This window comes from Cupriavidus sp. a3 (genome assembly GCF_051015765.1).
GTDB lineage: Bacteria > Pseudomonadota > Gammaproteobacteria > Burkholderiales > Burkholderiaceae > Cupriavidus > Cupriavidus oxalaticus_A.
This window is the reverse complement of record NZ_CP170643.1, coordinates 2,562,784-2,576,345: the sequence shown is the minus strand read 5'-3', so window position 1 is coordinate 2,576,345 and position 13,562 is coordinate 2,562,784. Positions and strand designations below refer to the sequence as shown.

Annotated in this window: 12 protein-coding genes and 3 pseudogenes; 12 read left to right on the top strand and 3 right to left on the bottom strand. The window is 61.7% G+C overall.

Going from position 1 to position 13,562, the window contains the following annotated elements; genetic code table 11:
• Positions 1–115 precede the first annotated feature (115 nt).
• Complete coding sequence (locus tag ACAD63_RS12510) at positions 116–724, top strand: plasmid pRiA4b ORF-3 family protein (protein WP_135706519.1); 609 nt, start codon at positions 116–118, stop codon at positions 722–724.
• A gap of 36 nt (positions 725–760) precedes the next feature.
• The gene (locus tag ACAD63_RS12505; RefSeq protein ID WP_434032754.1) at positions 761–2,158 is read left to right on the top strand and encodes an ISKra4 family transposase; all 1,398 of its coding nucleotides are present in this window, start codon (positions 761–763) and stop codon (positions 2,156–2,158) included.
• A 257-nt stretch (positions 2,159–2,415) separates the two neighbouring features.
• On the opposite strand, the gene ACAD63_RS12500 is transcribed toward ACAD63_RS12505, so the two are convergent.
• A complete protein-coding gene (locus ACAD63_RS12500; RefSeq protein WP_135706521.1) occupies positions 2,416–3,177 on the bottom strand; it encodes an IclR family transcriptional regulator in 762 nt (253 codons plus the stop codon).
• 146 nt (positions 3,178–3,323) lie between these two features.
• On the opposite strand from ACAD63_RS12500, the gene ACAD63_RS12495 reads away from it, so the two are divergent.
• The 6 genes from ACAD63_RS12495 (at position 3,324) to ACAD63_RS12470 (ending at position 8,341) form a co-directional block, all read left to right on the top strand.
• Positions 3,324–4,241: a Bug family tripartite tricarboxylate transporter substrate binding protein gene (locus ACAD63_RS12495; RefSeq protein ID WP_240746111.1), complete on the top strand. Its 918-nt coding sequence runs from the start codon at positions 3,324–3,326 to the stop codon at positions 4,239–4,241.
• Between the two features lie 117 nt (positions 4,242–4,358).
• Positions 4,359–5,057 (top strand): RraA family protein, encoded by a 699-nt coding sequence (locus tag ACAD63_RS12490; protein WP_434032753.1) that lies wholly within the window; start codon positions 4,359–4,361, stop codon positions 5,055–5,057.
• Positions 5,054–5,986 (top strand): NAD(P)-dependent oxidoreductase, encoded by a 933-nt coding sequence (locus ACAD63_RS12485; protein WP_434032752.1) that lies wholly within the window; start codon positions 5,054–5,056, stop codon positions 5,984–5,986. The genes ACAD63_RS12490 and ACAD63_RS12485 overlap by 4 nt, the downstream gene beginning before the upstream one ends.
• Positions 5,987–5,996: 10 nt before the next feature.
• Positions 5,997–7,067, top strand: coding sequence for a cyclase family protein (locus tag ACAD63_RS12480; RefSeq protein WP_018008385.1), 1,071 nt, complete (start codon positions 5,997–5,999; stop codon positions 7,065–7,067).
• Between the two features lie 32 nt (positions 7,068–7,099).
• A complete protein-coding gene (locus ACAD63_RS12475; RefSeq protein ID WP_434033985.1) occupies positions 7,100–8,083 on the top strand; it encodes a tripartite tricarboxylate transporter substrate binding protein in 984 nt (327 codons plus the stop codon).
• A gap of 21 nt (positions 8,084–8,104) precedes the next feature.
• On the top strand, positions 8,105–8,341 hold the full coding sequence (locus ACAD63_RS12470; RefSeq protein ID WP_135706525.1) for an XRE family transcriptional regulator: 237 nt from the start codon (positions 8,105–8,107) through the stop codon (positions 8,339–8,341).
• Positions 8,342–8,433: 92 nt separating this feature from the next.
• On the opposite strand, the pseudogene ACAD63_RS12465 reads toward ACAD63_RS12470, so the two are convergent.
• Together ACAD63_RS12465 and ACAD63_RS12460 are read right to left on the bottom strand one after the other, a co-directional pair.
• Positions 8,434–8,739, bottom strand: a pseudogene (locus ACAD63_RS12465) (tyrosine-type recombinase/integrase); the annotation flags it as partial.
• Positions 8,734–9,336, bottom strand: a pseudogene (locus tag ACAD63_RS12460) (MFS transporter); the annotation flags it as partial. The pseudogenes ACAD63_RS12460 and ACAD63_RS12465, both read right to left, overlap by 6 nt.
• A gap of 590 nt (positions 9,337–9,926) precedes the next feature.
• Here ACAD63_RS12460 and ACAD63_RS12455 point away from each other — a divergent pair.
• The 4 genes and pseudogenes from ACAD63_RS12455 to ACAD63_RS12440 all read left to right on the top strand — a co-directional run bounded on the left by ACAD63_RS12455 (position 9,927) and on the right by ACAD63_RS12440 (position 13,489).
• Positions 9,927–10,325: a cupin domain-containing protein gene (locus ACAD63_RS12455; RefSeq protein WP_434032751.1), complete on the top strand. Its 399-nt coding sequence runs from the start codon at positions 9,927–9,929 to the stop codon at positions 10,323–10,325.
• Positions 10,326–10,546: 221 nt separating this feature from the next.
• Positions 10,547–11,155 (top strand): plasmid pRiA4b ORF-3 family protein, encoded by a 609-nt coding sequence (locus ACAD63_RS12450; protein ID WP_434032750.1) that lies wholly within the window; start codon positions 10,547–10,549, stop codon positions 11,153–11,155.
• A 144-nt stretch (positions 11,156–11,299) separates the two neighbouring features.
• Positions 11,300–11,887: pseudogene (locus tag ACAD63_RS12445) on the top strand (TauD/TfdA dioxygenase family protein); the annotation flags it as partial.
• 708 nt (positions 11,888–12,595) lie between these two features.
• The gene (locus ACAD63_RS12440; RefSeq protein WP_434032749.1) at positions 12,596–13,489 is read left to right on the top strand and encodes a glycogen synthase; all 894 of its coding nucleotides are present in this window, start codon (positions 12,596–12,598) and stop codon (positions 13,487–13,489) included.
• The last annotated feature ends 73 nt before the right edge of the window (positions 13,490–13,562 follow it).

Sequence of the window (13,562 nt, the reverse complement as noted above, 5' to 3'; positions counted from 1 at the left end):
AAGCTGTGAAGGTAGCGCGCCACGCCTGGAACTTCAGAACAGGGAGACCGCGCCAAATCGGGGGCAAACGATAAGGCTTCTACTGAGAGGCCAATGAGGCACCTAGAATGCGCGCATGGCTTCCGATCCTGGACCGGCGATCTCCGTCCTTCAACTTCGAATTGCGCTGCGCGGTCTGAGCCCGCCGGTTTGGCGGCGCGTCCTCGTTCCCGAGCACTTGACACTCGGGCGATTGCACAATGTCATCCAGGTCGTCATGGGCTGGGCCGACGAACACCTGCACACGTTCAGCATTCGTGGCAGGCGTTACGGCGAAGCTCAGGAGGGCGTCTTGCAGTTCTGCACAGTCGCCAGCGAACTGCCGCTGACCGCGTTTCATCTCCGCGAACACGAAGGCTTCGTCTATGTGTATGACTTCAACGCGTGGTGGCGCCACGAGATGCGCCTGGAGCGGCGTATGCTGCGGCAACAGCCTGGCCAGTTGCCCCGTTGCGTGGCGGGTTGCGGGCCATGCCCGCCCGAGGACATTGGCGGAATCGAGAGGTATCTGGAGGCCAGGGACGAACACAGTGAATATGAGTTCGTCGATTGGATCGAGTCGCTGCGCGAAGGGCCAATCGTGCTGGAAGACCTGCGCGACGAGGTCGATGGGTGGCTGATTTGGCTGGATCGTCGCTTTGATCGTCGGCTCGTCAATGATCGGCTGCGAGAGCTCGAGGGGTAGACTGGTCGCCGCAGCCCCCAAGGGGGGAGGGCGGCAATGCGTATCAGCTTGCAACTCATAGTGCAGGGCGAGGGAGGGGTGCCAGCAACCGTCACCGAGATAGCCCAGTTCGAGAGAGATGGCCTTGATGTGGGCTCGCTGGGGCTGCATCTGCAGGAGGCGAAATCATTGCTGGGCCGGCTGCAGCGCACGATGGTCACGGCACAGGTTGCCGAAGCAGTTGCCCGGACCAGCGTTTGTCCGACGTGCGGGGCGCAGCTGGCTTGCAAGGGCCACCATCACTTGGTTTTCCGTAGCGCGTTCGGACGGCTGTCGATTGACAGTCCGAGGCTGTACCCCTGCCGGCAGTGCCAGGGCGACGCCCCTAGCTTCAGTCCGGTCGCGAACTGCTTGCCTGAGCGGGTCAGTCCAGAACTGCAGTATCTCGAGGTGAAGTTTGCCGCGTTGATGTCGTATGGTCTGACCGTCAACGTCCTGCAGGAAGTATTGCCGCTCGATCATGTACTGGCAGCCAGCTCGATCCGGCGCCAGGTCACCAAGCTCGGTCGCCGGCTGGAAGCGGAGCAGGCCACCGACGCCCGGCAGCAGGCGGAGGTGGCGGCGAGTGTCCGCTTGCCCGAGATCCCCGAGCCCAGTCCGGTCCGCGCGGTCGGCATTGACGGCGGTTACCTTCGGCGGGCCGGCCACCGGCGCCGCCAGGACGGCTGGTTTGAAGTGATTGTCGGGAAGTCCCTGCGGGATCAGGATGGCGGGCATAGTTTTGCCTACGTGCACAAGCTGGAGCGCCGACCGGCCTATCGTATGTGGAACTTCCTGCTACGAGAAGGTGTGCAACCCGATCAGCCGGTCACCTTCCTGTCGGACGGCGGGGATACCGTACGGTTTTCCCAGCTCGGCTTTGGTGACCGCGGTGAGTACGTTCTCGATTGGTTCCACATCGCCATGCGGGTACAGAACCTCGAACAGATGATCAAGGGCCGGCCGGCACACTGCGACGGCCCGACCAACGCGGCATTTATCAAGGATCTGCATGGCGCCAAGTGGCACCTGTGGCACGGCTGCCCCTATCCGGCGTTGCGCCGACTGGAAAGCCTAGGCTGGGATCTGGACGCTGAAGCCAGCCCCGAAGAGGCCAAACTCCTCGGCAAGCTTGAGGAGTTCATTGTCTACCTCGACAACAATCGGCACTTCATCGTGAACTACGGTGACCGCTATCGGCATGGGGAGCCCATTGCCTCAGGTTTTGTCGAGTCTGCCGTCAACCAGGTGGTCAGCAAGCGGTTCGTCAAACGGCAGCAGATGGCCTGGCGGCCTCGGCACGCGGACAACCTGCTGCAAATCCGGACGGCCGTGCTCAACAACCAGCTCCGGTCTTACGTTGAACGATGGTATCCGTCCATTGCCCTAGAAGAAGGCCACCGCCTTGCCGCTTAGTCAGCCCCCGTTTTGGCGCGGTCTCCGAGTAGAGGTGAGGGCCCGGGGCGCGGCCTTAATGTCTACTTCAACCGTTCCAAGTTGGGGATACGGCGGCTAGCGCCAAGTTGTTGAGAGAATCAAGGGCGCCTACCGACCCGTCTCTGCCACTGAGGCGGGTAGTTCCAGTGGCAGCTTTGCGATGGCCGACATGGGTTTCAATGAAGACGATTCCCACTCGACTGTGCAAATCAGTGAAGTTCTCCCGAACAATTGTCTCAAGGATGCCAAGTGGATGGCTTCGCGGTCTGCCCGCGGGAGCCGGAGATCAGATACGACATTTCGCGGCCCGCAGCCAGCATCAGTTCGGCGTATTCGCTCAGCTTGTCGCGGGTCAGGCGGCTGATCGGGCCAGAGATGCAAAGCGCGCCTGCTAGCGTCCAGTTAATGCCAAACACGGGAACTGCAATGCTGGAAACTTCTGGCTCGCGTTCCCCCATAGAGATGAAATAGCCGTCTTTGCGGATCGTTTCGTAGGGCTCGCCCATTTCACCGGCAAAGGCCCGCAAAACACGGCCGGGGGCGCCAATCAACGGCAGCCTTTCACCTACGCGCACGTGGTGTCGCACCGCGCCGGGCCCTTCCACACGCACCAGGCAGGCCCGCGTGTCGCCCTCCCTGACGTAAAACGCGGCACTCTCCCGAGTCTCGTACGAGATGCGTCGCAACACGGGTTCGACCGTTTCGCTAACGCGAAAGGCGGCCTGATAGCGTGCGCCGAGCCATCCCGCCGCAGCGCCGAGTCGCCATTGGCCATCGTCCCTTTGCACCAGATATTCGGACTGAGCGAGCGTCCTCGCGGTGCGCAAGACGGTTGATTTGCCCATGCCGACGCGACGGCTGAGTTCAGCGAGCGTGAGCGCAGTGTCGTCGGCCGAAAACGCTTCCAGGATCTGTAATGCCCGCGTTACTGCGATGATGGTGTCTTTATCGACACTTTCTTTGGCATCTTCCAAAGCGGGCGAAGTGTTCCGGTCCATGGCATGCGTTCCGTAGTAGACAACGTGATTGTACACCTCGCAACGACTCCCTATAGTTAGCGCATAGAACAAGGCTAACCACGGAGACAACCTTGAAACGGACCACCCGCCTTCTGGCCGCCTGCGCCATTTTCGGCCTACTGCCGCTGTTCGCAGTGGCCGAGACCTATCCCACCAAGCCTATTCGCCTGATTGTGCCGTTCCCGCCGGGCGGAGCGCCGGATGCTTTCTCGCGCGCCATCGGCAATCAGATGAGCCGCGACCTTAAGTGGACGGTAGTCATCGAAAACAAGCCCGGCGCCGGGGGCAATCTGGGCATTGAAGCCGCTGCGAAGGCGGCGCCAGACGGTTATACGCTGGTGTTCGGCCAGACCAGCAACCTGGCCATCAATCCCTCGCTGTACAAGAAGCTCCCGTACGACCCGGGCAAGGACCTGGCTCCGATCGGGCTGATCGCCTCCGCGCCACTGGCGCTCGTGGTGGCGGCCAACTCCCCATACCGCAACCTCGGCGAAGTGCTGGCAGCAGCGAGGGCAAAACCGGGCACCGTCACCTTTGGCACGCCAGGCAACGGCACCGTGGCTCATCTCGCCATGGAACTGTTGCAAAAGCAGGCCGGCGTAAAGCTGCAGCATATCCCTTACAAGGGCGCGTCGCAGGCGCTGACTGACGTGCTGAGCGGGCAGGTTGCCATCTATATCGGTTCCGTGCCGACCGTCATGGGGCAGATCAAGAACGGCAAGCTGCGCGGCCTGGCGGTGACCTCGACCCACCGCTCCGCCCAGCTTCCGTCGACGCCTACCGTCACGGAGGCCGGTGTGAAGCAGTTTGAAGCCGATACCTGGTTCGGCCTGCTCGCGCCCGCCGGCACGCCTGCGCCGATCCTGGAAAAGCTCAATGCCGAACTGAACCGGGCCCTGAAGACGCCTGACGTCAAAAACAAGATCGAAGCCGAAGGCGGTCGTGTCCTCGGCGGCAGCAGCACGGAATTCGCATCGTTGATGCAGAAAGACCTGGCCCGCTGGCGCGTGGTGGTCAAGGACTCCGGCGCCACCATCGACTGAGCGCCGACGCGCTTCCGTCACCAAGCACTTCCCAACTATTTCGCATCACTGCAGAACCTCCCGCCGTGGGTAACCAGGCGGGCGGTGGGATGCATTCGCACTTTTTCAGGAGCAACCATGTCCGCGCAACCGACCCTCCCTGATGTCATCCGTGATTTTGAACGAGTACCGGCCGAGATCGTCCGGCAGGCTTCGGAGTTCGCTTCATCCATTTTTGCTGACGTGGCCGGACGCCGCGGCGGCATGCACGGCCGCATTGCGCCGCTCAGCCCCACCAGCCGCTTCTGTGGCACCGCGCTGACGGTGGAAGTGCGACCGGGTGACAACTTGATGATCCATGCGGCCATGGCGCTGGCCCGCCCGGGCGACGTCATCGTGGTCGATGGCAAAGCCGACCAGAACAGCGCGCTGATGGGCATCATCATGGTCCAGCAGTGCATCGCGCTGGGCGTGACCGCCGTCGTGCTCGATGCCGCGTCGCGGGATGCCGATGAAATCCGGGATGCGGGCTTCCCGATGTATTCCGTTGGCACCAACCCCAATGGCCCGACCAAGTTCGTGCCGGGCCGGGTCAACCACCCGATCCAATGCGGTGGCGTCAGCGTATGCCCGGGCGACCTGGTGATCGGGGACGCCGACGGGGTCGTGGTCATCGAACGCGATAAGGCGGCTTCGCTGATCGCCGCCGCGGCCGAGAAAGTAGCCGGCGAGCGCAAGCGCATCGACGGAATCAAATCGGGCAAGGCTTTGCGTCCGGCCTGGCTGGATGACGCGCTGCGCGCAGCGGGCGTGCTGAAGGCGGGAGAGGCACTGTGAGCGCCGCCAGCAAGCCTGTCATTGTGGTGACTGCGGCAAATCTCGCCCCGCAAGCCGTCGCCTTGCTATCCGATTACGAACTGATCTATGCCGGCAAGGCCGCCAGCGAAGAGGAAACGGCCGAACTGTGTCGCCGCCATGCGCCTGTGGCGATCATCGTGCGCACCAGCAAGGTGGGTGCGATGGCGCTCGACGCGGCGCCGTCCATCCGCGTCTTGTCCAAGCACGGCAGCGGCATCGACAACATCGACCAGCAAGCCGCGCAGGCGCGTGGCGTGAAGGTGGTGGCGGCCGCCGGCGCCAATGCTGCGGCCGTGGCGGAGCAAGCCATGGCGCTGTTGCTTGCCTGTGCGAAATCCGTGGTGCACCTGGACCAGCGCACGCGCACGGGGCATTGGGACAAGGCGACGCACCAGAGCCTCGAATTGAAGGGGCGTACGCTTGGCCTCATCGGCCTGGGTGCGATCGGCCGCCGCTTTGCCCGCATGGCAACCGCCATGGACATGAACGTGCTGGGTTATGACCCCTTCGCTACAGAGGTACCCGACGATATCCGTGCGGTCAGCCTGGATACGATCTGGCGCGAGTCCGATGTCGTGTCGTTCCATTGCCCGCTTACCGCCGACAACAAGGGCTTGCTGGGTGCAGACGCATTGTCGGCTTGCAAGGACGGTGTCATCGTGGTTAATACCGCGCGTGGCGGCCTGATCGACGAGGCGGCACTGCTTGCGGCGGTGGAGAGCGGCAAGGTTGCAGCAGCCGGCCTGGATTCGCTGGCACAGGAGCCTCCTGCTCCGGACCATCCGTTCTTCCGTCATCAGAAGTTCGTGCTGAGCCCCCATATCGGCGGCGTGACCAGCGACGCCTACGTCAACATGGGCGTAGCGGCCGCGACGAACGCGCTGGCGGTGCTCGGCGGGCAACACTAAGGAGCGGGGCATGGCGTCAACTCAACTTCGCTGGAAGCGGCAGCCCGAAGGCAGTCATTGGGGCGAATTCGGCCCGGATGATCAACGCGGCCGGATGAACCTGGTCGACCGCGCTAAGGTGCTGCAGGGTGTGGCGGAAGTTCGCGAGGGCGTCACGTTCTGCCTGTCGCTGCCGCTCGACTATCCGGGCGGGCAAACGATGAACGTTCGCCGTCAGCCACCGCGTCGCTTTGCCGTGCTGCGCGACGGCAAGAGCGCCGGGCAGCAAGGCTTCTGCTGGTCATATCAGTCGGAAGACCCCGACCTGACCGATGTCGTCAACGACGACGTGGTGTTGATGAGCCTGCAGTACTCGACGCAATGGGACAGTCTTGCGCATGTCGGCAGCCATTTCGACGCGGATGGCGATGGCAAGGAAGAGCCGGTGTTCTATAACGGCTACCGGGGCGGCGAGGATGTCATCGCGGGCACTGAGATGCAGGCCACTGAACCGTGGGCGCGCTACGAGAATCCCGAAGCTCGCGCGCTGAGCATTGCGGTGCTGGCCGAGCATGGGGCGCAAGGGCGAGGCGTCATGATTGACCTCGAGCACCACATCGGCCGCAAGCGCAACGCCGTCGGTTATGACGCACTGATGCGCATACTCGAGGCCGACAAGATAGCGGTCGAACCAGGCGACATGGTGTGCCTGCATACCGGCTTCGCGGACACGCTGCTGTCGATGAACAAGATGCCCGACCTGCGCGTGCTGCATGAAACCGGGACCGGGCTGGACGGCCACGACAAGAAGCTGCTCAACTGGATCACCGACGTGCGGCTCGCCTGCCTGCTGGCAGACAACCCGGCCGTAGAGCTTGTCGTGCCCAAGCCGCTGACGCCATCGCCGATCCGTGGGCCCCGGCTGCCGCTGCACGAGCATTGCCTGTTCAAGAATGGCATTCATCTGGGCGAACTGTGGCACCTGACGCCGTTGGCGCGGTGGCTGCGGGCACATCGGCGCAGCCGCTTCCTGTTGACCGCACCGCCGCTGCGCTTGCCCGGCGCGGTCGGATCCCCGGCAACTCCCATCGCTACCGTTTGATTTTTCATCACATAAGAATCTGGAGTAGAGACATGTTCAAGCCCATCACTGCCCGGCTGCTTTCGCTCGCATTGCTTGGCCTCGGCATTTCGCCGAACGCCTCCCACGCCGCACCCGCAGCCTATCCGGACCGGCCCATCCGGCTGGTTGTGCCCTATCCCGCGGGCGGTGCCGCCGACACGGTTGCGCGCACTCTTGCCGCGCCGCTTGGCGCCAAGCTGGGCCAGACCATCGTGGTCGACAACCGTCCCGGTGCAAGCGGCGTGATTGGCGCGGGCGCGGTGGCAAAGGCCGCGCCCGATGGTTACACGCTGCTGCTCGATGCCACCGCGCATTCGGTCAATCCAAGCTTGCAGGCGCGCTTGCCATACGACACCGTTAAGGACTTCGCCCCCATCTCGCTGGTGGTGCTGGTGCCGAACCTGCTAGTGGTGCCGCCCAATTCTCCATTCAAGTCACCGAAGGACATTGTTAATGCCGCTAAGGCGAAGCCGGGCAAGCTGACCTATGCTTCAGCGGGACCGGGCACGGCACAGCACCTGGCAGCGGAGTTGTTCCGGCAGCAGTCGGGACTGAATCTGCTGCACGTTCCCTATAAGGGCGGCGCGCCTGCGCTAAGCGACCTGATGGGTGGCCAGGTCGACATGATGTTCAGCAATATGGCGGCGTCATACCCGTTAGTCGCGGGCAAGAAGCTCAAGGTGCTGGCCACGACGGGAACGAAGCGGTCTGCCGCGTTGCCGGACACGCCCACGATTGCCGAATCCGGCTTGCCGGGCTATCAGGTCTACGAATGGAACGGGCTCTTTGCCCCGGCCGGTACGCCACAGGCGATTGTCGACCGGCTCAGCGCGCTGACGCGCGAAGTGCTCAACTCTCCAGAGGTTTCTAAGCGGCTCGCCGCCATCGGCGCCGAACCGGCCGGCTCGCGGCCCGAGGACTTCCGCAAGTTCGTCGAGGGCGAGACCGCGAAATGGGCCAAGGTCATCAAGCAAGGCAGCATCCGGGCCGAATAACGATACTCAGCACCAAGGCCCATGATGTCTATCGGCAATACGAGCAGCACTTATGCGCAGCTTGATTTCATGGATCTATCCGAAGTGGCAATCAAGGCGGAGATTGTGAAGGAAGGTGCCTGGCACATCCGATCAGGCGGCATCGTGTTGCAGGACGCCGCCGACATTCTTGGTGTGCCGCCATGTGGCAAGCTCCTGGACTTTCGCCCTGCCGAGCTGCGTAGCTGGTTGGATCGTCTGAGCTCCTCGCCTATGTAAGGCCTTAACCCAGAAATCTCGATCCGAGGCGGCTTGCGGACCTATTTCAGTCGGTCGCTGGCCCCATTCCAATGGCCGGCCAAGTCCCCTAACTACACTTCGGTCTGCTCAGCCATCTCGAGCGCGTCGTCCACCTCGATGCCAAGGTAGCGCACTGTGCTTTCCAGCTTGGTATGGCCAAGAAGCAGTTGAACGGCTCGCAGATTCTTCGTACGTCGGTAGATCAACGCTGCTTTGGTGCATCGGATGGAATGCGTTCCGTAAGCTGAATCGTCAAGGCCAATGGAGGCGACCCAGCGATGAACGATCCTCGCGTACTGTCGCGTTGACAGGTGCGGTGAGGCGTGTAAACGACTCGGAAAGAGATAGTCGCCCAGCTTGAGTCCACGAGCACGCACTACGAGGATCGACAGAATTAGCCCGGCTGCCACATAAAAGATGCCGAGGTAGATTGGAATCGGCCGAAGACCGTACCGGCTCGCCAGATAGCCAGTGAGAAACGCGGTTAGGCCCACCGCGAAATAGCCAGCAAACTCGTTAAGACCCACCGCCAGACCTCGCCCTTTCGGGCCGATCAGGTCTACCTTCATGATCACGGTCATGGACCATGCAAAGCTCTGGCTGGCGCCAAGCAGGACATTGGCAGCGATCACCCATTCCCAGTGCGGTGCGCCAATGATCATGAAAGGCACTGGCAGCGCAAGCAGCCATCCGACGACTAAGACACGCTTGCGGCCCCACGTGTCCGCGAGCTGTCCCGAAACAAGGTTGGCGAGGGCCTTGATCACCCCGAAGCTGATGATGAAGGAGGTAATGAGCGTCGTGGACTCGATGTGGAATTCTTTTGCGCCAATCAGAGGCACGACCGTCCGCTCAATGCCGACCATACCACCCACAAAGGCATTGATCAGTACAAGCAGTGAAAACTGCCGCCAGTTTTCCTTGAGCCCTAGTCGAATTGAAGGCCGAGCGGACGCAACTACTGCCTCTCCCATCAGCTACGCTCCAAGTGCGCGGCGGCCGGAATTGACTGCTCGTATGCGGGCTGCTTCGGGCGGCGGCGGTACATCGTCGAGCATGAAGCGGACGAACTCCTCCTCGCTCTCGATGCGGAACGCGTTCAGGTTCCACCACAGCGTGCCGGATTCGTACCCTTCCCGTCACTTGGTAGGCGCTCGAGATCGCCCCCTTCACGACTACGGCCGGCATTCACTGTCCTATGAAGATTGCCCGTTTGGCTTGCTAATGGAAGGGCGACCGAATCTTCATCGAATCAGGACCCGCGCTGCTTGCTTCCCGGTATCCGGCACGCTAGGCTGAAATTGCTGCCGTGGGGTTACACCCGTCCTTTGCCTCAGCCCGCGCTCAGGCCGGGTTCCAGGCAGGCGGCGCATCTCACCGCTTACGCGGACCGGTTAGCGCGATCTCAGGCCGGCCGGTGACTGCCGGCACCGGTGGCCGGGTTGACCGGGGAAATGCGAGCGCAGAGGAGTAGAGAATGCGCAACTTAAGAATGATTGGAGCCTCGACGGCATGCGCGCTGGGTGCGCTCATTATGGCCCCCGCTCTGGCAGCGGAACCCGCTATGGAAGGCCACATTTCGATCGTCCCGTCCGAAGTCAAGTGGGCCGAGGCCCCATCTATCGGACCTGGCGCCAAGCTGGCGGTATTGGAAGGTGATCTCAAGCAAGCCGCGCCGTTCACCATGCGAATCAAGCTTCCTCCCAACTTCAAGATCCCAGCCCACACTCATCCCGTGTTTGAGCGAGTCACAGTGTTGTCCGGGACGCTCCATTTGGGTATCGGCGAGACGTTCGATCGCGCCAAGGCCAGGGCTTATCCGGCTGGCGGCGTCACGATGATGCCCGCGGGAATGCCTATGTTCGCCTACACCACCAGCAAAGAAACCATCATTCAGATTCATGGCACCGGTCCCTGGGGCATCAGCTACTTGAATCCCGCGGAGGATCCAAGAAAGAAATAGCTTGTCGGCCCAACGCCGGACGAATCCGCGATGCTTCCAGGCCCCTTGTAGCCGGCCAGCTTCGGTCCCATTTGGAGTAAGTTGCATGCTGACCGCGCACCACCGCGACGTGGCTGCGGCATTGTAGCTTCATGTGAAAGCCCTTGCCGGAGACCGCGCCAAAGCGGGGGCTGACGACCGGACAGCTACTGAGAGGCCAATGAGGCACCTACAATGCGCGCATGGCTTCCGATCCTGGGCCGGCGATCTCCGTCCTTCAACTTCGAATTGCTCTGCGCGGCCTGAGCCCGTCGGTTTGCCGGCGCGTCCTCGTTCCCGAGCACTTGACGCTCGGACAATTGCACCATGTTATCAAGGTCGTCATGGGCTGGGCCGACGAGCATCCGCACACGTTCAGCATTCGTTGCAGGCGTTACGGCGAAGCTCAGGAGGGCGTCTTGCAGTTCTGCACAGTCGCCAGCGAACTTCCGTTGACCGCGTTTCATCTCCGAGAACACGAAGGCTTCGTCTATGTGTATGACTTCAACGCGTGGTGGCGCCACGAGATCCGCATGGAGCGGCGTATGCTGCGGCAACAGCCTGGCCAGTTGCCCCGTTGCGTGGCGGGTTGCGGGCCGTGCCCGCCCGAGGACATTGGCGGAATCGAGAGGTATCTGGAGGCCAGGGACGAACACAGTGAATATGAGTTCGTCGATTGGATCGAGTCGCTGCGCGAAGGGCCAATCGTGCTGGAAGACCTGCGCGAGGAGGTCGATAGGTGGCTGATTTGGCTGGATCGTCGCTTTGATCGTCGGATCGTCAATGATCGGTTGCGAGAGCTCGAGGGGTAGACTGGTCGCCGCAGCTTCCAAGGAAGGAGGGCGGCCATGCGTATCAGCTTGCAACTCGTCGTGCAGGACGATGGAGGCGCGCCAGCCACCGTCACCGAGATAGCCCAGTTCGAGAGAGATGCCCTTGATGTGGGCTCGCTGGGGCTGCACCGGCTCGATGAGTATCCCGAAGTGGTCCAGATCCGAACGGCGCCGAAGGAGCTGATTTCGACCGAGGCCTGGCACTACGATGCGCCGCACACGCCCGTGCCGCCCAAGATCACCATGCTCAGCGCGCAGGTGGTGCCGGTGGGTGGCGACACGATGTGGTGCAACCAATATCTCGCCTACGATAGGCTGACTCCCGTCATGCAACGCATGCTGCAAGGCTTGCGCGTCCATTTCCGCGCCGTGCGGCTGGCCCGCTCCCAAGGCGTGTGCGAGTCGGATGTGCCCTCCGCCGTGCATCCGATGGTGCGCACGCATCCGGAGACCGGCCGCAAGGCGCTCTACATCGGGCATCCGGACAATGTGCTGGGCATTGAGGGCATGACGGAGGCCGAAGCCCGGCCCTTGCTGAACTTCCTATATGAGCACAGCACGCAGCCGGACAACATCTACCGCCACATGTGGCGCGTCGGCGATGCGCTGATGTGGGATAACCGGTGCACCATGCACTATGCGGTCCACGACTACGGCAACCACGAGCGCCTTTTGAACCGGGTCACCCTAAAGGGCGAAGTGCCCGCTTGAAAAGTAATGCCGTTCAGTTAAGTCCTTTCTGAGGTACCGGACGGTGTAGAGCTTAGGCAGGGCTTTGACCACACGGGGGCAAATCGCCCCCGTCGTTTTTGTACGATCGCCAACTGAAATTTGGCGCGCATGCGCTGCCGGCAGCTTGCCTGGGGCCATGCCGGCTGCCCAGATCAGTTCACCCTGTATCAGGCGCAGAGCTCGTTTTGATTTCCCAACGGCGGCGGTAGGACGGAAGGATATCGGTGGGCTTGAAGCGTTGCCGGTCCGTCAATGACGGTCAACAGGATGCGATCTGAGTCCTTGTCTCGAATCGCACGAGCTGTCCAGCTCTTTGGCAAGGCCGGATTCTTGGTCCGCGCCTGAGTCAAGACCTTCATCTGGACGATGCCATCGTCGTCGCTGCCTGAGAGCAGCGGGGCTAAGAGCGACGTCGTCGCGCATTATTCCTTGATAAAGTTCTCCGCCATCCCGCAGCCTCGCTCATCCGTGACGAACTTCTTTTCACTTTCACATCTTCTTGACTCTCCTTGCTTGAGTTTAAACGCTCAGCAAGGGATTCGTTTTTCGGGGGCAAGCTCACACCTCTACGCAATCAAAGTGATTATGACGGCCTCTGGTCGAAAGATTTCACAGTTGGCTTGACCGGGATCAATTCCTAAGTGCTCACAACGCAAAAAATAGGAACAAATGACGTAGGGAGCCAGTATGGACGAGATGGTTGACGCCGCGCCAAACTTCGCTCCATTTTGTAGCGAACAAGGCACTCCGCACGTGTTATTTGTAGCTTCGGAGATCGTTCCTCTGGCAAAAACAGGCGGCTTAGCCGACGTCTGCGGCGCGCTCCCTACCGCCCTAGCCCGGCTTGGAATCGACGTGCGCCTAATAATGCCCGGTTATCCGGAAGCCTTGGCTCGTCTCGACGCACCGCGGCAGGTGGCCGATTTGGAGGAATTACTTCCTGGGGTCTCCGCCCGCCTGATCGCGGGTACGATGCCGGATTCTGGCTTGCCGGTATGGCTGGTCGACTGCCCGGCACTATATGATCGGCCTGGGACGCCTTATCAGGACCCGCGTGGCTGTGAATGGGAGGACAACGCGCAGCGCTTTGGGGCGTTCTGTCACGCGGCCGCGCGGGTTGCGCTGGGACAAGCCGTACATGAGTGGCGCGCGGACGTCGTTCATGCGCATGACTGGCATGCCGGGCTAGTGCCATTACTATTAGCGTTGAGTGGCCAACTGCGACCGCGCACGGTATTTACCGTCCATAACGCCGCGTTCCAAGGCAATTTTCCATTCACCCTGGCCGCGCAGCTAAGTTTGCCTCAAGACGTATTGACCCCCGAGGGCATCGAATACTACGACCAGCTCTCATTCCTGAAGGCCGGTGTGCGCTATGCCGACAAGGTGACCACCGTCAGCCCGACATACGCAAATGAAATCTGCACGCCAGAATTCGGTTTTGGCATGGATGGGCTGTTTCGAGCCAGACGTGCTGATCTCGTGGGCATTCTCAATGGTATCGATGCGCAGCAGTGGGATCCATGCACCGATCCGCATCTCTCCCACAATTATTCCTGCAGCGACTTGCGCGGAAAGTAACCGTCCGATGAAGGCCGTGTAGACGCGTAAGGTGAATGTATCCAGAGTAGTCACCATCAGAACTTGGTGGGGA

Excerpts from the sequence above, each read along its gene's own strand:
- ACAD63_RS12440 (WP_434032749.1), top strand. The coding sequence starts at position 12,596 with ATGGACGAGATGGTTGACGCCGCGCCAAACTTCGCTCCATTTTGTAGC.
- ACAD63_RS12505 (WP_434032754.1), top strand. The coding sequence starts at position 761 with ATGCGTATCAGCTTGCAACTCATAGTGCAGGGCGAGGGAGGGGTGCCA.
- ACAD63_RS12480 (WP_018008385.1), top strand. The coding sequence starts at position 5,997 with ATGGCGTCAACTCAACTTCGCTGGAAGCGGCAGCCCGAAGGCAGTCAT.
- ACAD63_RS12470 (WP_135706525.1), top strand. The coding sequence starts at position 8,105 with ATGATGTCTATCGGCAATACGAGCAGCACTTATGCGCAGCTTGATTTC.
- ACAD63_RS12455 (WP_434032751.1), top strand. The coding sequence starts at position 9,927 with ATGGAAGGCCACATTTCGATCGTCCCGTCCGAAGTCAAGTGGGCCGAG.
- ACAD63_RS12475 (WP_434033985.1), top strand. The coding sequence starts at position 7,100 with ATGTTCAAGCCCATCACTGCCCGGCTGCTTTCGCTCGCATTGCTTGGC.
- ACAD63_RS12450 (WP_434032750.1), top strand. The coding sequence starts at position 10,547 with ATGGCTTCCGATCCTGGGCCGGCGATCTCCGTCCTTCAACTTCGAATT.
- ACAD63_RS12510 (WP_135706519.1), top strand. The coding sequence starts at position 116 with ATGGCTTCCGATCCTGGACCGGCGATCTCCGTCCTTCAACTTCGAATT.
- ACAD63_RS12500 (WP_135706521.1), bottom strand. The coding sequence starts at position 3,177 with ATGGACCGGAACACTTCGCCCGCTTTGGAAGATGCCAAAGAAAGTGTC.
- ACAD63_RS12490 (WP_434032753.1), top strand. The coding sequence starts at position 4,359 with ATGTCCGCGCAACCGACCCTCCCTGATGTCATCCGTGATTTTGAACGA.